The sequence below is a fragment of the Arthrobacter globiformis genome, assembly GCF_030815865.1.
GTDB lineage: Bacteria > Actinomycetota > Actinomycetes > Actinomycetales > Micrococcaceae > Arthrobacter > Arthrobacter globiformis_B.
This window is the reverse complement of the sequence record NZ_JAUSXI010000001.1, coordinates 757,627-778,551: the sequence shown is the minus strand read 5'-3', so window position 1 is coordinate 778,551 and position 20,925 is coordinate 757,627. Positions and strand designations below refer to the sequence as shown.

16 protein-coding genes and 1 pseudogene are annotated in these 20,925 nt (G+C 60.1%); 9 read left to right on the top strand and 8 right to left on the bottom strand.

What is annotated here, in order from left to right:
- Positions 1-10 precede the first annotated feature (10 nt).
- Positions 11-1,012, top strand: a complete 1,002-nt coding sequence (locus QFZ33_RS03605; protein ID WP_307024927.1) for an Lrp/AsnC family transcriptional regulator — start codon at positions 11-13, stop codon at positions 1,010-1,012.
- A gap of 524 nt (positions 1,013-1,536) precedes the next feature.
- Here the strand turns inward: QFZ33_RS03605 and QFZ33_RS03600 are convergent.
- The 3 genes from QFZ33_RS03600 to QFZ33_RS03590 all read right to left on the bottom strand — a co-directional run bounded on the left by QFZ33_RS03600 (position 1,537) and on the right by QFZ33_RS03590 (position 5,438).
- A complete protein-coding gene (locus tag QFZ33_RS03600) occupies positions 1,537-2,352 on the bottom strand; it encodes a tyrosine-protein phosphatase (RefSeq protein WP_307024925.1) in 816 nt (271 codons plus the stop codon).
- A 666-nt stretch (positions 2,353-3,018) separates the two neighbouring features.
- Positions 3,019-4,383: an MFS transporter gene (locus QFZ33_RS03595; protein ID WP_307024923.1), complete on the bottom strand. Its 1,365-nt coding sequence runs from the start codon at positions 4,381-4,383 to the stop codon at positions 3,019-3,021.
- Positions 4,384-4,778: 395 nt separating this feature from the next.
- Positions 4,779-5,438 (bottom strand): MarR family winged helix-turn-helix transcriptional regulator, encoded by a 660-nt coding sequence (locus QFZ33_RS03590; protein WP_307024921.1) that lies wholly within the window; start codon positions 5,436-5,438, stop codon positions 4,779-4,781.
- 296 nt (positions 5,439-5,734) lie between these two features.
- Here QFZ33_RS03590 and QFZ33_RS03585 point away from each other — a divergent pair, with 296 nt between their 5' ends.
- From QFZ33_RS03585 to QFZ33_RS03560, 6 genes and pseudogenes are all read left to right on the top strand, one after another.
- Complete coding sequence (locus QFZ33_RS03585; protein ID WP_307024919.1) at positions 5,735-7,168, top strand: aldehyde dehydrogenase; 1,434 nt, start codon at positions 5,735-5,737, stop codon at positions 7,166-7,168.
- 126 nt (positions 7,169-7,294) lie between these two features.
- Positions 7,295-8,389 (top strand): Zn-dependent alcohol dehydrogenase, encoded by a 1,095-nt coding sequence (locus QFZ33_RS03580; RefSeq protein ID WP_307024917.1) that lies wholly within the window; start codon positions 7,295-7,297, stop codon positions 8,387-8,389.
- 44 nt (positions 8,390-8,433) lie between these two features.
- Complete coding sequence (locus QFZ33_RS03575; RefSeq protein ID WP_307024915.1) at positions 8,434-9,642, top strand: phosphotransferase family protein; 1,209 nt, start codon at positions 8,434-8,436, stop codon at positions 9,640-9,642.
- 3 nt (positions 9,643-9,645) lie between these two features.
- Entirely contained in the window at positions 9,646-10,164 is a 519-nt protein-coding gene (locus tag QFZ33_RS03570; RefSeq protein ID WP_307024913.1) for a hypothetical protein, read from the top strand.
- A gap of 224 nt (positions 10,165-10,388) precedes the next feature.
- Positions 10,389-10,761: pseudogene (locus tag QFZ33_RS03565) on the top strand (DUF2520 domain-containing protein); the annotation flags it as partial.
- Between the two features lie 60 nt (positions 10,762-10,821).
- A complete protein-coding gene (locus QFZ33_RS03560; protein ID WP_307031649.1) occupies positions 10,822-11,769 on the top strand; it encodes a 4-phosphopantoate--beta-alanine ligase in 948 nt (315 codons plus the stop codon).
- Positions 11,770-12,107: 338 nt separating this feature from the next.
- Here the strand turns inward: QFZ33_RS03560 and QFZ33_RS03555 are convergent, their stop codons facing one another.
- A complete protein-coding gene (locus QFZ33_RS03555; RefSeq protein ID WP_307024911.1) occupies positions 12,108-12,962 on the bottom strand; it encodes a PaaI family thioesterase in 855 nt (284 codons plus the stop codon).
- Between the two features lie 166 nt (positions 12,963-13,128).
- Between QFZ33_RS03555 and QFZ33_RS03550 the strand changes: the two genes are divergently transcribed.
- On the top strand, positions 13,129-14,001 hold the full coding sequence (locus QFZ33_RS03550) for a PaaX family transcriptional regulator (RefSeq protein WP_307024909.1): 873 nt from the start codon (positions 13,129-13,131) through the stop codon (positions 13,999-14,001).
- A gap of 731 nt (positions 14,002-14,732) precedes the next feature.
- On the opposite strand, the gene QFZ33_RS03545 is transcribed toward QFZ33_RS03550, so the two are convergent.
- From QFZ33_RS03545 to QFZ33_RS03530, 4 genes are all read right to left on the bottom strand, one after another.
- A complete protein-coding gene (locus tag QFZ33_RS03545; protein WP_307024907.1) occupies positions 14,733-15,260 on the bottom strand; it encodes a hypothetical protein in 528 nt (175 codons plus the stop codon).
- A 467-nt stretch (positions 15,261-15,727) separates the two neighbouring features.
- Positions 15,728-17,335, bottom strand: a complete 1,608-nt coding sequence (locus QFZ33_RS03540; RefSeq protein ID WP_307024905.1) for an AMP-binding protein — start codon at positions 17,333-17,335, stop codon at positions 15,728-15,730.
- Between the two features lie 2 nt (positions 17,336-17,337).
- The gene (locus tag QFZ33_RS03535; protein WP_307024904.1) at positions 17,338-18,783 is read right to left on the bottom strand and encodes an aldehyde dehydrogenase family protein; all 1,446 of its coding nucleotides are present in this window, start codon (positions 18,781-18,783) and stop codon (positions 17,338-17,340) included.
- Positions 18,783-19,883: a Zn-dependent alcohol dehydrogenase gene (locus QFZ33_RS03530; RefSeq protein WP_307024902.1), complete on the bottom strand. Its 1,101-nt coding sequence runs from the start codon at positions 19,881-19,883 to the stop codon at positions 18,783-18,785. Before QFZ33_RS03530 ends, QFZ33_RS03535 begins: the two co-directional genes overlap by 1 nt.
- Before the next feature lie 195 nt (positions 19,884-20,078).
- On the opposite strand from QFZ33_RS03530, the gene QFZ33_RS03525 reads away from it, so the two are divergent.
- Positions 20,079-20,900: an enoyl-CoA hydratase-related protein gene (locus QFZ33_RS03525; RefSeq protein WP_307024900.1), complete on the top strand. Its 822-nt coding sequence runs from the start codon at positions 20,079-20,081 to the stop codon at positions 20,898-20,900.
- The last annotated feature ends 25 nt before the right edge of the window (positions 20,901-20,925 follow it).

Sequence of the window (20,925 nt, the reverse complement as noted above, 5' to 3'; positions counted from 1 at the left end):
ACCCATCCTCATGGAGAACCTCGACGAGATGGACCGGCAGATTGTGGCGGCTCTCGTTCGCAATGGACGTGCGTCCTGGAGGAATATCGCGGACGTGATTGGTCAGCAGGAGCGCACCGTGGCACGCCGCGGAAACAAATTGCTCGAAGCAGGAATTGTTCAAACGAACGCCGTCGTCAATCCCTACGCGAGCGGACTCAACTCGATTTTCCTTCTAACACTGACTGCAGAACCAAGATCTGTTCGGAAAGCGGCAACATGGCTGGCCGAACGGGGGGAAACGATCTGGGTAGCGACACTCTCCCGTGCGAACGAATGCACCGCCGAGCTGCTGCTGCCAGTGAATAAACTCAGTCATTTTCTATATGAAGAACTGGGCTCCCTCGACGGAATTCAGCACTTCACCATGGCACCGCTGCTGGACTACTTCCGCAGCGTCTCAGGCTGGCGACCTGCAGTGCTCACAAACGAGCAGTACGCCGCTCTCCACCCGGAGGAGGATTCCGGACTCGCGAGCCTCCGCGTTGGCACGCAACTTGAGCCCCTCGACCAAACCAACAATGAACTCGCCCGGATGCTCAGCAGAAATGGCCGAGCTTCGGCAGACGAGCTGGCATCCGTGTTGTCCATCTCGAAGGCAACAGTCAGGCGCCGCCTGGATTCGATGATTTCATCAGGCGCGCTGTTCATCCGCGCCATTGTCGACCCGGCGGCTCTCGGCTTCCCCATCGAAGCCGTCATCATGATCAGTTGTCACGGACGCAGTGACCGTGCAGGCAGGCGCCTGGCTTCCCGCCCCGAGACCAGATGGGCATCCGCCTCAGACCAACACCTCCTCGCCCAAGTAGCCGTGAGGAGCATGGGAGAACTGCGCGAGCTCACAGAAGCAATCCGCGCCGATGACGACGTCGCCGCCGTACGTTCCTCAGTAATTGCTGAAGTCTTCAAACGCAGCACCTTTGTCTATCGCGATAAAATTCCGCCGGTCGCGCACTTAGAGGCTGCAGGCTGAAAACTTCTGAGGTAAATGTTGTCAACGCGTGGCCCTGGGCCACGGGTGACCACCGAGTCAACGAAGTCCGCATGGAGCATCCAGCAGGACGCTTTGGGACACCGCGGCTGGCTGACACTCACGACGTGACCCACCACGACGTGAACCTCGCGGGCATTGCTCCCGGAAGCTCAACAGTATTCATCACGCCAGCTGTCCGGTCCCCTCCCGAAACTCCCGCCTCGGGCTGCCACTCAACGGGAAGACAGCGCCCTGTGCCTGGTCTACTTCCACACCCACGGGCCTACTACGGACCCATCAACGGCGTCTTTAAAGCCAACCGTAGAATCCCCCAACTTCCGCAATCTTTCCACACGATTTAAGATCCGGATGCCTGCGGAGCCGGGGGTGACCATCGGCTGAGTGGGACCAAAGAGACCGCTAAAGGCGTTCGTGACCGGCTGGCGGTGGCAGTAACTTCGGCTTGCATGGATCGGGGCTGGCCCGACCGAGAATTGAACGGTGTGAGCGCTCAGAGCCGTCGCTTACCCTAATCTCACCAGGCGGTCGTTCAACCGGATGATGGTGTCATCGGATAGACCCTCGGACTTGAGGAACGGGACGATTCCACCGTAGCGGCGCTCCAGCTCCGAGAGCATATTCAACATGTTGTCGGGAGCCGCGGACATGATCGCCCGTACAGGCACTGCTGCTGTCGCGGTATCACCTCCCGATGCGCCGGTGCTCCGGGCGAGTATTCCGCCAATGGGCGATTGCATCAGAGGACCCAGCCTGGCCGTGAGCGCCCCCAGGCTCTCCTGTGTCCGGGCGTAGTCGGTAACCACCGTGAGAGCATCAGCGCCCAACACTGTGAGGATGCATGCGGCAAACACTCCGGTGCGGTCCTTGCCGCCGGCACAGTGAAAAATGACCGTTCCACGGGTATCCGCGATGATGTCCAGACCCTTGACGATAGTTTCCGCCCGGGATTCCAGCAGCCGGACGTACCAGCGACCTATGCCTTCGGCTGTGCGGTCGCGGAAATTTTCGGTCTGATGGTCCGGACTGCTCAAGTTAGGCATCAGGGGCAGATGGTGGTACGTGACGGGCAACCTGCCCAAGGGTCCGCGCCCACTCCGCCGCGTTTCCTCCTGGGACCGAAGGTCGAGAATGGTTGTAAGCCCCTCAGCCACCAGTTGTGCGGCCTGGTCGCCGGTGGTGACAGAAACGTCGTCGCTGCGCAGCAGCAGCCCGCTGCGGACGCGACCACCCGCCACAGGCAGACCCCCCAGATCCCGCAGGTTAACCAGTGGGCTGTAGATGAGGTCAGAGGAGCCGCAGATATCTTCTTTCATGGTCATGTAGCTGAGCTTCTTTCGGGTGAGGGAGCTGTCTTGGCCGGTGTTGCAGACAAAGAAACTCCTAATGACGGCGAAACAATGTGTTGGTAGTTTCGAGGGCACAAGGGACTGGACATTGGCCAGGCCTGCGACAGCGACGAGCTTCAGCATCGGTACCCGAGCAACTGGACTTCAGCCACAGAACTTGGGTCTTAACGCATGGAATCAGGGAACTCGAAAATTTGTGGCAGTCTCCCAGACGAAGCAAGACCCGTATTGGGCAACCCCTCAGATCAGAACCGAACGACGCCGTTCCGTGACAACTGAACGGCGCCGTTCGGAGCGTGATCAACGGTAAAGCGACACAATCTGACGGACCAGGAAGGTACCGGCGACGGTGGACTAGCCCTTGCCGACCCCGCCGACCGGCGGCGTTTAGCGGTGAGTCTCTTACCGTCAGATCCTGGAGAACCTTAAATTCCTTATCTTTGACCGGGATCGCTGCACTGTATGTTGCCCCGTATACTCCCGGGCCTTGGAATCGTGTGGTCCATGGAGGAATGGCGGCGAGCAAAATCGCCTCTCGGATCGCAAGCTAACGATCTTCTGGGCACCGCTCTAGTCGTCGCCTCCGATATTCGTCCTCGAAGTGGAGGGCTCGCTTGATGCTGCGGTGAGATCAGGTTCTCAGGATACGGTTCTAGCGTCCTGGCGTTTCTGGAAAACAATGAATAGCAGGAGCCCAGGAATCGAAAGCACTGCTGCGGCTGCGACTACAAAGAAGAGCGAGTCACCGCCACCGAGCATGCCGATGAGGATACCACCGATATAGGGTCCGAGGACCGCACCGCAGCGTCCGACGCCCATCATTAGCCCTTGTCCGGTGCTTCTTGCGTGGACTGGGTAAACCTGAGGACCAAAGCTGTAAAGAACGAATAGCGCGCCTTGGAGAAAAAGGCCGGTGGTGCTCACTGTGATGATGCTGAGCAGTCCTGTGCTGACAACTCCAATGCCTACCGAAGAAGCAGCACCAAGGCCGGCCGCGATCATGACCGTTCGGCGGGCCCCGAGCCAGCGGTCGGCAATGTAGGCTCCGCCAAGCCCACCGATGATGGCGACCGCCGCCAGGACGGCACCAAGGGTGAAACCAGTTGCCTGGCCAAGACCCCGGCCGATCATCAACGTCGGCGTCCACGCGGTCAGGCCGTATGCGGCGAACAGCAAAAGGAACGTGGTGTACCACAAGGCCAGCGTCCGACCGCGGTACGTCCGGCTCAGCGGCAGACGCCAGTCTTTGACCTGGGGATCAATTTGAATACCAGGTACCAGCGTGCTTTGCCGGTATGAGTCTGCCCGCTCCGGGCGAAGCCGGCTCAGGACAGCTGCCGCCTCAGCGACCCTGCCCCGGGAGACGAGGAACTCGGGGGATTCGGGCAGCACAAAGTGGTAAAGCACGGCCAGCAGTATTGTGGTGCCGCCGAGGTAGAACAGCGACTGCCAACCGAGGGTGGGCATCAGGAAGATGCCGAAGATGGCAGCGATAACACCCCCGGCAGAGAAACCGACAGCGCTAAGTACAGACAGCCGGTTTCTTGCGTGTCGGGGCATGCATTCGTTGAGGTAGGCAATTCCTAGTGGCAGTAGGATGCCCAGCCCGACGCCGGTGAGCGCCCTAAGAATGACAAACATTTCAAAGGAGGTTCCCATTGCTCCCGTCAGCACACTGAGCACTCCAGAGATCAGAAGCCCGGCAACGAATACCGGTCGGCGTCCAAACCGGTCGGCAACAGGTCCATGCGTCAGCGACCCGACGGCAAACCCGATTAGTCCGGCGGAGACCAGCAGTCCGCTTTGGCCTGGCGAGAGCTGCCAAAGCTTTTGCAGGGTGGGGATCACAAGAGAGGGAACCAGTGTGTCTATGCCATCGAAGACGATGGCAAGTGATATTAGGCAAACCAAGGCCCAGTGACGGGGCCGCAGCTGGGAATTTGCAATTTCTTCACGCACGTCGATCGTCGCTTTTGACGATTGGTGATTAACAGGTAGGGACATTTTTGCCTTCTCTTGGGTTGAATCTCGTGCCTCTGGCCGCATCGAGTGCGGAACACCCAGAGGTGAAGTGTTATGAGAGGGGTAAGGGGCGTCCGGCCGTAAGCCGCATGTGCCGCTCCCCCAGTGTGCGACTGGAAGCGGGTTGACCCGAGCCCTTGAAGGGCCCTGTTGCAGGCACGTAACTGTGCTCTCGCTGAAGCTGCAACTTGCGTCGTGTTCATCGGGTCGCTGAAGGGGATGCCCCGATTCGATGCAGGTTCGCAGCCAGGCTGCATCCGATTGGACTCGGACCACGTTTTCAGGGTCGGCGCAGCCGGGACCATGTCGCTCGGAAGCTGCAGTGGGTGGCCGGCCCCAAAGCTGGCCAACTCGTATCGCTCGCCTCTAGCTGTTTCTCATCTGCTCTCACGACCTCTTACGGCTTGAGTCTGAATTTTCCTGGATTCTTTTCGTCCGGCGCTTGGTGCCACTTCCGACCCGCTCGGCTCGTTTGCGCGTAAGGTTTTACCAGTCCGTCGCCGTGGCAGCGGCTGCCGGACCACTCGAGGCCAGATAGTGGGGTCAATCGCAGCCAGTTTCCATAACGCCGGCAATGCAGCTTCGAGGGCGCTTTGCTCGGTTCCGGTTAGACCGTCAATCCTGCTGGCCAGCAACTCGGTTCTGAGGAGAAGAGTTGCCGCAAGCGCCGTGCGGCCGGAGTCGGTAATCGAAACGCGAACCTGACGGCGGTCCTCAACCCCATTGTCTTTGGTTACATAGCCGGCGGCGACGAGCCGTCCGACGAGTTCCGTCATCGTTGATAGAACTTTGTTGTCCGCCGCCGCGAGTTCTGACATGGGCAGCGAATCGGCGCCGGAAAGCTGGCTGAGCACCAGGCATTGCGAGGTAGTGAGTCTTTCCCCGGGGTTCGTTTCCCGGAGGAAGATGCCGAGCATAGTCAGGGGCGGGCGAAGCTCCTTGGCCAGTCGTAGGGCTTTTGGCCAGACCGTCAGCTGTTCCGCAGGCGGGGATGCTGGTTCCTCATCTTCCGCATTTTGGTTCGGGGTTCGAAGCATTCCTGAACTCTGACACGCCGCCGCTACCGTGTCAAGGGTCACATTACCCCGTGATTCCGCCGCCATCCCGCTGGTTTGGGCCGTGCAGGGTGGCGGAAAATTAAATGCTACAAAATTTTTATATGATCCGATCGTAGTGTTGACCTTCTCCGCGTTCCTGCCTTAGTCTGGTCGTGTCGTGGGTCACGTGAATGAGTCGTACGCGAATATCGACGCTCAATCATGCACATCCCTAGGGCTACGCCTTGGGGTTCTTTCCTCGCATTTCCCTGAAGCAAAGGAGCTTAGTTGTGTCGTTGGATCACAAGACATTTTTTATCGGGGGCGAGTGGGTCCAGCCCAGCGGATCGAATCGCATCGACGTCATTAACGCCACGACCGAAGAAGTGTTGGGCAGCGTTCCAGAGGCAGAGCCGGCTGATGTGGACCGGGCCGTGGCCGCCGCGCGGAGCGCCTTCGAATCGGGCTGGGGGCAGAGCGCCCCGGCCGAGCGCGCCGACGTGTTAGACCGGGTGGCTGATGCACTGGAGAAGCGGATTGACGAGTTGTCCCTGGTGATAAGCCAGCAGAACGGCATGCCTCATGAATTGAGTCGCGCCTTCGAAGGACACTATGTCGTCTCGGTATTTCGCTACTACGCCCAGCAAGCCCGGGCAATGCAGACAGAGGAGCTGCGTGCTTCACCACTCGGGTCTAGCACGGAGGTGCGCCGGTCGCCGATCGGTGTCGTCGCGGGTATTGTTCCCTGGAACTACCCGGTCCTGTTGGCGGTCTCAAAGATTGCCCCGGCTATGGCCGCCGGGTGCACTCTTGTTATCAAGCCTTCCCCGGGTACTGTGCTGGACAGTTTTATCTTCGCCGAAGCGGTCCAGGAGGCGCGGGTACCGGCGGGCGTCATTAACTGGGTGCCGGGTGGCCGGGAGCTTGGCGCCTACATTGTGTCGCACCCCGGGGTGGATAAAGTCTCATTCACGGGGTCAACAGCCGCCGGCCGGGCGATCGGACAGGCCTGCGGCGCGCTGCTGAGGCCGGTCAGCCTGGAACTGGGTGGCAAGTCCGCTGCAATCATCCTCGACGACGCAGACCTCGACGAGGTCGTTAATGGGTTGTTGCATGTTGCAATTCCCAATAACGGACAGACGTGTGCGGCCAGTACCCGAATTCTCGCTCCAGCCAGCCGGTATGACGAAATCGTCAGTGCCGTAGCTGCCTGGGCCACTTCCCTGAAGGTCGGAGACCCTCTAGATCCGGGCACCGATGTCGGCCCACTGGCGTCGAAGGAACACCGCGACCGCGTGGAAGGATACATCGCCGCCGGACGCGAGAGCGGCGCGCGGATCGTCGCCGGCGGAGCCCGACCCTCCCAATTCAACCGTGGATGGTTCGTCGAGCCCACCGTTTTCGCAGATGTCGACAACAGTTCGACCATAGCCCAGGCAGAAATTTTCGGCCCTGTTCTCGCGATCATCAAGTACGACACCGAAGATGATGCCGTGACGATCGCCAACGACTCTGAATTCGGTCTAGGTGGCTCTGTCTGGTCGACAGACCACGAACGCGCCCTATCTGTGGCGCGCCGAGTGCAGACCGGCACGATCGGCATCAACGGCTATGCACTCGACTTCAACGCCCCATTTGGCGGCGTCAAGGCCAGCGGCCTAGGGCGGGAATTCGGCCCCGAAGCACTGGCGGGCTACCAGCAACTCAAATCCATTTACCATGCTGGCTAATTCCCCCTCCCACCGCCAGGGCGCATCCTGGCACGGCCGCAGGCCCTGTTTGTCCCTGCCACAACTCAACCGCCCAAATCTGAACCAACAGGCTTGGTTCCCAATTTGTCGATGGAACGAGGAAATATGAAGGCTGCAGTCGTTGACAACCTGCATGGTCAGTTCCAGGTTCAGGAAATTACTCTTGATGACCCCGCACCTCATGAAGTTAGGGTCAAGGTCGAAGCTTCGGGCCTGTGCCACACAGATCTGCACTTCGTAAACCATGATTTAGGAACTCATTGGCCTGCTGTCTTGGGCCATGAAGTTGCCGGCACCGTCCAGAGCGTCGGATCAGAAGTAACCGAGTTCGAGGCCGGAGACCACGTCGTGGCCAGTCTCATTCAATACTGCGGGCACTGCATGTCCTGCTTGGAAGGCCGCAGCTACCAATGTGGAAATCCTGAAGAAACACAACGGGCAGAAGATCAACCCTCACGCCTGAGCCGCAATGGCGCACCCATCAACCAGGCCTTCGGGCTCGGCGGTTTCGCCGCGGAGATTCTCACCCATCGCAATCAGCTCGCCAAAGTACCCAAAGGCATCCCCTTCAGCCGCGCAGCGCTTCTGGGGTGCGGGGTTATCACCGGAGCTGGCGCCGCCATTAATACAGCGGGAGTGCGGCCAGGCGACTCCGTCGCCGTCATAGGCGTAGGCGGTGTGGGACTCAGCGTCCTTAGCGGTGCCCGTCTTGCAGGCGCTGCCACGATTATTGCAATCGATGTGCAGCCGTCAAAGCTGGACCTAGCAAAAAAATTCGGCGCCACTCACGTAATAAATTCGGCAGATGTCGATGTGGTAAAGGCAGTGCGTGAGATTACCGGGGGTGGATCCGATCACTCATTTGAAGTTGTCGGGCTGAAGCAGACGGCGGAGGATGCTCTTTCCATGGCCAGAATGGGAGGAAGCGCCTACCTGATCGGTGTCCAGCAACCGGGTCGCAAAATTGAAGTCGACGTAATGACCGAGATGATTTTCGGGCAGAAGAAGATTCAGGGCATCAAGATGGGGTCAACCAATATCAAAAAGGATATACCGCGCTATGCCCAGCTATATCTTGATGGCCAGCTAAACCTGGATGATCTGATTTCCCAGGAAATCTCACTGCGGGACATCAACGACGCCTACAAGAAGCTTGAAGGTGGCGCAATAGCTCGGTCGGTAATTACATCGTTTGACTGACGTAGTTTTTGAGTATTCACAAGTATTAAAATTAGGAGACCCTGGTGACCGTTTTTATTGATGAAAAGTTCCAACAAGTTCCCGACCCAACAATTGATGCCCGCATAGCCGACCTTCACTCGCGTTACCGCATCGAGAAAAATCTAACCGGAATCCTTGACGAGCGGCTTCGCCGACGCGCGCTCGGACCGGATAATAAGACCGGCCTCACCGCAATCGAAGCACACGCCCGCTTGGAGAACTTCCTCCCACAACACGTCGGGACAGATTTTGCTGTCTCGGACGTCATTCAGATGTCTGGTGGCGGCGCAAACGAGTGCTACAGCTTCACGCTAAGACGGGGCAGCGAAAGCGAGCGAATGGTTCTGCGGATCAAAGCGCGAGGTGCATGCTGTGAAACGGACATCGAACGGGAATTCTATATGCTGCGGGCCGCGGAATCGGTATTGCCGGTGCCCAAGGCATACTGGATGACCCTCGATGCCGCAGATTTTGGGTCGCCGGCATTAATCAGCAGTTTTATAGCCGGGGTATCCTCGCCCACGGACGCCGTCCCGTTGGCAACAGGCCTGGGAACTGTGTACGGGCCACGTCTGCAGAAGAAACTGGCACCACAATTCGTACATCACATGGCCCGTCTGCATTCGCATGATTGGTCAGCCGCCGATCTCACGGGATTCGACATCCCGCGGCCACAAACCACGGACGCGATTGACTGGCGGCTGGCTTTTTGGGACCGCGCTTGGGAGGAGGATGCCCTGGAGCCGCATCCGACGATGATCCTGACGCAGCAGTGGCTCTGGGAAAATCGACCCACCGTTGACCACATCTCTCTTCTTCACGGCGACTTCCGCAACGGCAATTTTCTCTTCGATGAAGAAGCCGGGAAGATCACTGCGGTCATTGACTGGGAGCTCTGCTACCTGGGAGATCGGCATTCCGATCTTGCCTACGCAATGTTGCCTGCCTGGGGATCCCTTGACGAGTCAGGCACATTCCTGAACGCCGGACTCCTTGAGACGGAGACATTCATTTCCGAATATGAGCGAGTCTCGGGTCTGCCGGTTGATCGGAAACGCCTTGAATACTACCTTGTGTACAACTTGTACTGGTCCGTGCTTGCCCTGATCGGAACGGCTCCTCGAAATGCCGCACTTCGAATGACTCAACTCGATGTGATGTACAACTATATTTATCCTGGGCTAGGGGCGTTTTTTAACGGCGAGCTAAACCGAATTCTCTCAAAGGACTAAACCGTGATTCCTTCTATCACCCAGCAGCTGAAGTCAATTCACCTCCGGTTCAAGGACTCTGTAATGCCAGTCCTGCCCGACGGGAACGACTTTGTACACGAGCAGGCGCAGCTCATTTCTGCCGCGCTCGAATTCCTCATTGATACTCATGAACACGAGTACCGCTACGAGGTAATTGAAAACATCGAATACCGCAACCTACTTAATGAGCTTTCCCAGGAAGCCGCGGAAACCACGCCGGAGGTGCGAGCAGTGCTGTCCGAGGCCGGTCCGGCACCGCAGGAAGCATCTATCCCGTTGTCCGATATCTCGGATCAAAACCGCCGGATGAAAGAAGTTAGCCAACATCTCTTTAACGCCCTAGTCGCGGATAGCGGATCGACCAAGGCGCGCAGAGCGCGAAAGCTTATGGCCGCAACCGCCGAACGGCAGGTGGCTCGGGAATTGGCGTGGTATCGCCTCACAGGATTTCCACAGGAACCAGGTGAAATCGGAGCCGTTCTAGCCGTGCAGCACGGCTGAAACATAGATGAGTGGCCGCAGCTTCGGAACGGATCAGTAATTTACTGGACCGCTCTGTATGAAGACGCAGGTTTGCCAAGTGGCCTACCGGTTGGATACGCACCGGCAGGCCACTTGCTGGCTCTGCCCGGCATCCCAGTTCTGGAGGTCCAGGACATCGTGGAACGCCGGAACTGATGCTCGGTGCGCGGCTTGTCCCGACATGAGCCTGGACCTGACCCGGCCGGCTGCTGGACTACATGTTCGGCGTCACGGCGGACGCCGCCATGCTTCCCATCGCCCAGGTACTCGTCGTCGAGAGGGGGGCGAACCGGTGGTGATTGCCGAGAGCCACCGCACCATCTACCACGCGGCCCTGGCCCACGGATCGAACCGTCTGGTCACCCTCGTGGAACAGGCGTCGCAGCTGCTGGCCGAGATGCGCGTCGAGGCGCCGGACCGTATGCTCGGGTCGCTGCTGGGGCGATCCTGGAGAAGGGGGACGTCCTCGCGGCGTACCTAGCCATGGCGCAGGCCACCGCGTGAAGCGCCGAAGAGCGGGGTTTGTTGAAACCGGTTCAGGCGGGCGATATTCGTATCGCACTTGATGGCCCAGACGGCGGCCCGCATGATGGCCGTGCAGGAAAACGGCAACGGGGCCCGAGGGAGGACACTGACATGGCAATCCGACTTGTTACGACGGCGGAGTCCCTCCGCGCGCAAAGCCGCCTGCTGCTGACGCAAAAGAACGGCTCCTCCCTGGGCCTCGTGCCCACCATGGGCGCCCTGCATGCAGGCCACGGGCGGCTGGCCCGAACAGCCGCCGAACAGAATGACGTCGTGGTGGCCTCCATCTTTGTGAACCCGCTGCAGTTCGGCGAGGCACAGGACCTGGACCGGTATCCGCGGACGCTCGAGGCGGACATGGCACTGCTCGAGGAGCAGGGCGTGGACCTGGTCTTCGCGCCGTCGGTCGAGGAGATGTACCCGGGCGGCCAGCCGATGGTGAGGATCACCTCCGGTCCGCTGGGGGAGAAGTGGGAGGGCGCGTCCCGGCCCGGGCACTTCGACGGCGCACTCACCGTGGTGGCCAAGCTGCTGCACCTGGGCACCCCGGGCACCGGCCTTCCCGCCGGGAGCGCCTTCGTCGCCGGCTCCGGCGGCGGGCTGCCGGCTTATCGCGCCTACTTCGGGCAGAAGGACGCCCAGCAACTGGCCCTGGTCCGCCGCATGGTGGCCGATCTCAACTTCCCCGTTGAGATCGTAGCCGTGCCAACCGCCCGTGACACCGACGGACTGGCACTGTCCAGCCGGAACCGCTTCCTTTCCGACGAGGAGCGCGAGGCCGCACTGGTCCTGTCCCGCGCGCTGCACCTCATCGAGGCGCGGGCCAACACGAAGGAGCCGCTTGATGTCGGTTCGGCCAGGGTCCTGATCGAGTCCCAGCCCCTGGTCCAGCTCGACTACCTCGACGTCGTCGATCCCGTCACGCTGGAGCCGCTCGCCAAGAACTGCCACGAGACACCCTTCCGCGGCGAACGGCTGGCACTGGTTGCCGCGAAGGTCGGCGCCGTGCGGCTGATCGACAACCTGCCGCTCAACTCCCAGCGTTCAACTCCGCGATGAACTAAATCCCGGGTGACTTGGGGTGGGTTTGCCGTTTCCTGTGGCGCTGATGTTGGCTTCGAATTGTCCCGTTAGAGGGTAATTGATTAGCAACTCCGGCTCTTTCCGCCTGTCATATTGGGCGGCAAGCCCGTTCGTCTCCGGGCGCCCGGTTGCCTCGACCGCGTTCTCGAGTTCCTCTTTTGCCGTCGCGGCGTCCTCGAATGGCGGTGCGCAGTACGGCCCAGGCCTATTCCTTCGCCTTCCGGACGGCCGGAGGGCGCCGGGCGGATCGTCAGCGTCGAACTTTCTCCCGGCCGGTCGGCTGCTCTCCCAGAGTGCGAGTCTCCAGCGCCGGCCTACTGGAGGAGCGCCGTCCCTTGGGACGACGTTAGGAGACGGCCGGAAGTCGATTCTATGTCCGCAGATACGATGATCACACGCTGGCCTCTTCGTTCCACGCGGCTGCGGATGACCAGCTGGCGCTCTTGCGAAATAACGATGGGCCGATGATACGTCAGGGCAAGGTCGACGAGCCGGACGGGCAGTGCACCGGCCTTCCCCTGAGCGGCTCGCCGCAATGCAAAATCCGCCATTCCCACATGCAGTCCGCCGTGCACAACGCCGTGGTGGTTTGCCATGCGGTCGCTTGGAGTAATGAGTGTCTGAACTTCTTCCCCACGATGCGCAACCGCAGTCACACCCAAAAGTTCTGACACCACAGCCGACTGCCGCAACTGCATCGCCTCCTGTTGTCCGCTCAGGAGTGGTTCGAGGGGTTGATGTGGAACCACGATGAACCTCGCCGTACAAACGAGGAGGGCTGCACCGTCCGGTCGACGGACGGTTGTCTGAGATACTCCGGAATGTTCGTTCAGGCATAGCTGCTCGCCGCGAGCCTGGACCATTTCGCCTGGCGTGGCCAGTTCCCCAACTACGTCCATCCGGAGATTGACCGTTCGAAGGCTGGTCAGGGGCGGCAGAGAGCGGGCGAGTGCGTTACCCGTTGTCATATCCGCAAGGACGCCGAACAACCCCAAGGATATTTCGTCGGGTATTGCTTCAGAGGGAAGCTGCATACTCCCAAGCGACCATTCGTCTCCCGCAGCTTCGAGCCTGCTACCCGAGAGGATTTCAGCGGGAAGGGCGTCCGCGTCCGCGGGGAATGTCGGGCAACCAGCCAGTGCTTGTTGCGTTGGGAGTTCTGTTGTCACGTTGGATCCTTCCCGGGACGCCATAATTAATGCCCATTAGTCTACATCCTGATAAACCGAGTGTCTAATCTTGTAGTAAATTAATTCATATCCTGCCATTGATGCGGGTGAGGCGCACTCCGGGGGCATTTCCTCGTAGGCGCCAGGCGGAAGGTAGATTTTGAACATGACACTGAGCGAAAGAGCTGCCACCGGCACGCTGGAAGAAGGCAACCTTGCGCAGGTACCGCCCGGAAGCGCGCGGTCAATTCTGCTGACGATTCTCGGCGAACTGGTCCGCCACGATCAGGAGCCTGTATGGACGTCGTCGCTGCTCTACGTTCTGGAGGGGATGGGATTTGAGGAGCGAACCGCCCGCCAGGCGATCAACCGCGGCGCAACCGCCGGGTGGATCAAAGGAAACCGCACGGGACGCGAAGTCCGCTGGGAGTTGGCGGATGAGGGTCGGCGACTCATTGAACAGGGCATTGTCAGGCTCGGTTCGGTGGGCACCCAGGAACACGCCTGGGACGGAAGATGGCTAACGCTAATCATCAGCGTTCCTCAAAGTCAGCGGAAGGTGCGCAAGAAGCTGTACGGTGCGCTGCGCTGGGCAGGATTCGGCAATCCGGCCCCGGGTGTCTGGCTCACCCCGCACCTAGACCGTGAGGACGAAGCGCTGAGTATCATCAAAGAGCTGGAATTGTCCGCTTCGACCTTGTCCTTTTCGGGTCCCACGCGGGCCATCGGGCTGTCGGACCAGCAGATTGTCGGGAACGCCTGGAATCTGGAGGACACCGCGCAGGCTTACGAGTCGCTGATCGCCCGCTACAGCAAGGTCGTCCCACACGGCGCCGACGAACTACTCTTCACCCATCTGGCGTTGGTCAATGAATGGCAGCGCATCCCGTTCATGGACCCCCAGCTCCCGACCGAGCTTATGCCGGACTGGGCAGGGGCCAAGGCCTCCGAGCTGGTGAGCTCCCTGCGCGCCGAATGGACTCAGCCGGCCCGCGCCCGATGGCAGGAAATCTGCCGGAAGGACCCCGCAGCCGGCTGAGAAGCATCGCTTCCTCATACTGCTGCCGTTAGATCAGGGTGGTTGCAGTCACCGCCCCGGCCAGCGAATGAAGGATGGCTCCTCGGGTTTGAACGGGATGGTCTATTGGTCGGGCCCAATGGTCCGGCGAGCGGAGCCACCGGATACGACGTATTGCCTCCGCTGCCCTGTCATCGTTGGCAGCCCGTGACTCATCCTCATCCCGCGCAAAAAACCGGTCTGGCTTTGAGTCGTAAACGACGTGTTTGGTCATTAAGGATGCGACGGTAGAGGATGTTGGGTAGCCGCCGTTTTAGCGCTCGGCGAGCCTCCCACGCGTTTGTCTCAGCGGTCTTCTTAGTAGTAGTACGTCGCGCTTTGGCAGGCGGCCACGATGTGCACCGCTGAGTTGAGCCGCCCGTTCCCTCCGGTGCTGAGTCTGTGTCGGTTTTGGTTGCCGCTTTGCGGTGTAGGTGGCGAAGTGTGAGGCACTGGGGAATGTGATATCAGCGACGTGGCCGAGAAGTTGGCCGCCAACATCGGGGATTTCCTGCAGCGTGGTGGCGGACACGGCCAAGGCCTTAGAGTTTGGGCCTCGTTGACTTTGATGCCTGCATCCACGCGTCGAAGGTCAGCCAACATTTCAGGGGCAAATTCGCGTCTGAGCACATCGGTGGCTGTTGCAGGCCGGATGGCAGGCAGCGCGGCAGCAGCCTTCTAGGCACGGAGTCCCGGCTCGAAACCGCCGAATATCAGTTCGCGCAGGAGCCGGTGCAGGCGGTTGAGCTCCAGGCTCGCTCGTGGCCGAGGTCCTCCCGTGGTTCGGCCAGCAGGCGCAAAATGATGCTCTGGTTTTCGGCGGTGACTGCCCGCAGATTCTCCTGCCGGAGGGCAGTGACGGCAACGGCGAAGGCATCGGCCGGGTAGTTCATGCGGCCACCGCCGGTGGAAAGGACTCTGACTTTCATGGCCAGTGTTGAGGGCCCATCCACAACGGACTCCCCGTCGGCAACAAGGATCTGGGCAGTTCTGCGTTCCAGGCCGTTGGCGCCCTCGATGGCGCATCTGCGTTCAGGCCAATGCGCGGCCCGTTCGAGCAGTTGCTTGGCGGTGCCGGCATTGACCGCAAAATCGCCGCACCGCGAGCTGACGGCGGAGTAGTCGACAGCTGAGGCGGTGATGGAGGACTCACGCGGGCCGATACCGATAACGATCATGTCCGGTTTCCTCTCGTCGGCGTCGGTGGTGCGGAGATGAGACGGCGGCTCAAAATCGCTCATGATTCCGCCGTCGAGCATGCGGTTCCACGAACCAACCATCGCTTACGCCGCACCGCCTAGGGACAGAGCAAACGGGGAAATCATCCGCTGCCTCCAACGCCATGTCATCCGCGAGGTCGACCACCTCACCGAAGCGAACCCAAAAGACCGGCGAGATCGGGAGTTGGCAACTATATTAGCGTCACGCGGTGATGGAACACTTCTTCGCGTACCTGAAAGGGGAGCTCTTCCACCAAGTCCGGCTCCTCAGCGCCGGCAGCGCAGCTGAAGGAACACTTCCGCTCATACAACATGGAAGGATCTCCACAAGGCTCAAGTGCCTGAGCCCAGTGCGAAACTGCGCTCAGGCACTTGCGGCTTAAGTCCTAATAAACCCGGGCCAGCCTTCGGGTCCACTCCTGCACGATTGGGTAGTCAACCGACCACGGCTGCGCGGGCGCGTTCGTTAGATGGTATGGCTTTCTTCCCTAGACCGCCGGCATTTTGCCGGAAATCCGTTGCCGCAGTAGAAACTTCTGGATTTTTCCCGATGCCGTCATAGGGAAGTCCCTCGTGAAATGCCATTCGACGGGGACCTTGTACCGGGCCATGTGCGCCCTGCAGTATTCGGTCAGCTCTTCCGGTCCTACTTCCCCAGTGTCAGAGGCTCGCACAATCGCAACGACACGCTCCCCCCAGTGTTCGTCTGGCATGCCCAGCACGCAGGCATCCAAGATTCCCGGATATCCCAAGAGCAGATCCTCGATCTCACGGGGATAGATGTTCTCCCCGCCGCGAATGATCATATCTTTTAGCCGCCCTGTAATGGTGAGATACCCCTGGCTGTCCATGCTGGCGAGATCCCCGGTGTGCAGCCAACCTTCTGCATCAATGGTTTGCGCTGTATCTTCGGGCCTTCCGTAGTAACCCAGCATTGCCTGGTAACCTCGGGCGACTATTTCACCGGTTTCACCGACTGGAAGCGTGGTCCCGGCAACGGGGTCGATGATCTTTACTTCCATGTGCGGCATGGGCTGGCCGATGGTCTCGGACTGGTGCGCGTCGTCGTCATCCAGGTATGTCTGGGTCAGAATGCCATGGAGTTCGGTCTGTCCAAAGTGGATCCCCACCTTGCAACGGAAGGCCGCCTTCGTTTGGCGCACCAGTTCCGCCGGAACGACGGAGGCCCCGGACAAAACTGTCCGCATGGTTGAAAGATCCGTGCGGGCCAGGTCTTCATGGGCCAGGACGGCGCGGAGCATCGTAGGAACGAGGACGGTAATTGTTCCCCGATAAGCCTCGACAAGTTCCAAGAAAAGTCCCGGTTCAAAGCCCGGCATGAGGACATAGGTCCCTCGCTGATCGAATGTCGCGAAGGGATAAATGCCGCTCGCGCCAACGTGGAACAGCGGCATGGAATTGATCCAGACGTCCGCCCCGGCCATCTCGGAGCGCTGTCCGACGAACCGTGAAGAGTTGACGAGACCCTTGTGGTGGAGCATGGCACCTTTGGGCGCCCCCGTGGTTCCGGAGGTGAATTGGATTTGAGCCGGATCGTCAGGATGGACCTCCGGCAGGGTGCGGACGGACCGGCTTCCGTCGGCCACAAAGTTCTCCCAATCCGCAATAGGTATGGCCTCGCGCAGGAATTCCAGGCCCGGGCGGATCCGCTGGATGGCACTGGCAGTGTCGAATCCCCGGTATTCCTCCCCGAACACCACGCCCGCCGCTTCGGACTGCCGCAGCACGTGTTCGAGCTCGCGGTCCCGGAAGGCAGGATTAACCGTCACGAGCACCAGCCCTGCCATCGCTGCGCCGTACTGCAGGAAGAGCCATTCCACGCAGTTGGATGACCAGATTGCCACCCGCTCGCCGGGTTCGAACCGCTGCAGCAACGCCTGGGAAACCTCCTCAACATGGGCCAACAGCTCCGCGTAGGTCCAGCTCCGGCGGCTGGCCGGATCTTTCTGTCCGTCCACCAAGGCCACACGGTCCGGCGCTTCCGCTGTCGCTGCGCGCAGTAGCTGGGGAATCGTCGTGTCGCACAGCTCACCGATGGATTCGCTGGACCAGTATGACTGAGTCAAATGCTTCATTGTCACTTGTCCTCCTCAGGCGGTGCAGCAATTTTTGCAGGCTTGGGACGGGCTGTGTACCTCACCTGGATGTTCATGAATTCTTCCAAGCCCCATGGACCATTTTCCACGCCGTAACCGCTCCATTTGATCCCACCGAACGGCAGGTCGGGTCCGAGGGCCAAATGGTCGTTTACGAAGGCTGTACCGCAGTCCAGCCTCGCGGCCACTTCCTGGGCGCGTTCGATGTTGGGGCTCCAGACGGAACCCGACAGCCCGAACTTTGTCGCGTTTGCGCGGTCGATGACCTCTTCCACATCGTCGTAGGGCATTACCGGAACGGCGGGACCAAACTGCTCCTCGTCGACGATTCGCATGCCCTCCTTGACTCCGGTGAGCACGGTGGGTGGAAAGAAATAGCCGGGCCCTTCGGAAGGGAGCCCGCCCGCGACCGCGGTGGCACCGTTGGCGAGAGCATCTGCGACAAGCTCCGTGACCTTGTCGAACTGCATTTTATTTTGGACGGGTCCCACCTGAACTCCCTCGCTGTCCCCCGGACCCACACGCACTTTGCCGGCGCGGGCGGCAAAGGCGGCGACAAATTCATCGTGCAGGGGGCGGGGAACGAAGATCCGCTTGATGCCTGCGCAGATCTGCCCGTTGTTGATGAAAGCTCCCCAGAACATGTCCTTAGCAACGGTCGCAGGATCTGCATCATCGAGAATAATGGCGGCATCATTGCCACCCAGTTCCAGCGTAAAGCGTTTAAGGTCTGCCACGGCGTTCGCCGCGACCTTCTTGCCCGTGGCAACGGAACCTGTGAAGCTGATCTTAGCCACATCGGGGTGAGAGGTCATCCATGAGCCGAGTTCATCTCCGCCGCTGACAACGTTGAGGACGCCGGGTGGCAGGTGCTTGGCTAGCAGGCTACCGATCAGCAACGTAGTCAGCGGTGTATATGGTGAGGGCTTCAGCACCACGGTGTTGCCCGCGAGCAGGGCCGGACCAACCTTCCATCCGACGAGCAGCACCGGAAAATTCCAGGGTGTAATAGCAGCGACTACGCCCAACGGGCGATGCACCACTTCAGCGTAGCTGTGCTGGTCGTCCCGCACGACTGTCGTCTTCAGCTCCAGCTCGCTGCTCGCCTGCAGCCATCGAGCCGCCTCGACAATTTCATACTCCGCCGCCTTGAGTGGCTTGCCCTGTTCGGCTGACAGCGTTACCGCCAACGCAGGTGCTTCCTCCTTGAGCGCCGCCGCGCAAGCAACGAGTGCAGAACGCCGCGCCGCCGGCTCAGCTGCCCAATTCGGTTGCGCCCGGCGGGCGCTTTCCATGGCTAAATCCAGTTGTTCCCGGCTGCATTCAGGTGCCTGGGAGAAGATCTCGCCGGTGGCCGGATTGATCACCCCGAACGTTGTTGCTGCGGCGACCTGGTCGCCATTGACTGTCATCAAAAAGTCGGTCATCAGAACACCATCACTGCCCGGGCACCCTGTTCGCCGGCGCAGTAACTTACTGCATCGTTGACCTCGTCGAATCCAAACGTCTTCGTCACCAGCTCATCGAGCTTCAGTACCCCGGCTTCATAGAGCGCCACCATCTTGGGGACATCCCTGCGGACATGCGCGGACCCGTAGAGCGATCCTTTAATGGACTTCTCCGTTAGGACCATGCCGGTAAACGCAGGCACCTTGACGAGGACGTCGTCCGGCGCCGCGCCCACCAGCACTGTCTGGCCGCCACGTCGCGTCATCCGGATGGCATTGGTGACTGTTTCCTGGCGTCCTACTACCTCGAGGGCAACGTCGACGCCCCGCCCCCCGGTAAGCTTGCGGACCTCTTTAACGAGGTTCTCCGACGGCTTGAGCACATGGGTCGCGCCCAAAAGCTGGGCCAGCTCCAGCCTTTCGTCGTGCATGTCGACCGCGATGATAGTGCTTGCACCGCTGACACGAGCACCTTGAATCGCATTAAGGCCGACGCCTCCACAGCCCAGCACCGCGACGGTGTCGCCAACATTGATGTCCGCCGTGTTGGCACTGGCACCGAAACCCGTCAGCACACCGCAGCCAATCAGTGCGGCCGAGGCCAACGGAATGGTTTCCGGGATCTTAATGACGGAGCGGGAGGGCACCACACAGCGCTGGGAAAAAGTCCCCAGCCCGGCCATCTGATAGACGCCCCGGCCTTGGTGCTTGTACCGCAGGCTTCCATCCAGCAGGGAACCCCTGGCGAAGGCTGCTCCGGCGGTTTCACACAACTGAGGCTGACCCTTGATGCAGTAGAAGCATTCGCCGCACTGCGCCAGCCAGGACAGAACCACACGGTCGCCCGGCTTAACGTCGGTGACGCCATCTCCGACCTCGACTACGGTGCCGGCACCTTCGTGTCCCAGCACTACGGGGAGGGGATTTTGCAGCTTTTCCGTATAAACGGCGATGTCGGAGTGGCAAACGCCTGTGGCTCCGATATCCACGGAGACTTCACCGGGTCGCGGATGTTCCAGATCGACATCAACAATCTGCAAGGGTGTGTTGGGGACTTCCAATAGGGCTGCCCGCGGCATGGCAGACCTCCTTCACTGTCTACAGCATGAGAAATAAAATTTCCTAACATGTATGAGCTAAGCACCCCAAGGGGGTTGCGCACCACCCCGTTCAGCCAATAATCTACATTTTAGGAAAAAAAGTTTCTTCTTATGTAGATCAACTTGAGGGGCAGTCGTCCGCGGCGATCGCGGACCCGTCAATGGGAGTACGCCATGGAACTGAAGGTCACGCGCTACCAAATCGATCCGGATGGAGTCGCCACCGTTTGGTTCAATCGGCCCGAACGGGGGAACTCCTGGACTGGCCGGATGCACGATGAATACCGGTATATTTGCAAGATCCTCGACGAGGACGCCAAGGTCCGAGTCATCATCGTGACCGGGGAGGGCAGGCACTTCTGCTCGGGGGCCGACTTCAAAGCGCTGTCAGGCTATGTAAAGGCTGATCACTACGACCCCGGGTTGTCCCCCCAGGCACTTAAGCCGGGTTACGGCGTCCGGCACGAATTCGATGCCGACATGGCGTGGCAATTGGGCATGAGCAAGCCGATGATCGCGGCTGTCAACGGGGCCTGTGCTGGCATAGCCGTCGCGATTGCTGCGTTCTGCGATCTCCGCTTCGCCGTGCAAGGAAGCAAAATCACCACGGTGGCACCTAAACTGGGCCTGCCGGCCGAATATGGACTGTCCTGGATCCTACCCCGCTTGATCGGGCTGACTCACACCGCCGATGTATTGTTCACGGGCCGGATCCTACTGGCCGAGGAAATGCAGCAAATGGGATTCTTCAACAAAGTCCTTCCCCAGGAAGATTTCCAAGACCACGTCCGCAGCTACGCGAGGCTGCTGGCCAGCAACTCCCCCCTGGCCGTCACTACCGCCAAGCGCCAGCTCTGGAACGACGTGTTGGCCCAAAATCCCGGCGCTTCTGTGAACGAAAGCAAGCGTCTCATCGGCGAGTTGATGCAGCACCCGGACTACGCAGAAGGTGTCGCTGCTCTTCTGGAGAAACGCCCGGCAAACTTTACTCGCTAGGCGCCGCCGTCAGAACCAGGCGGAG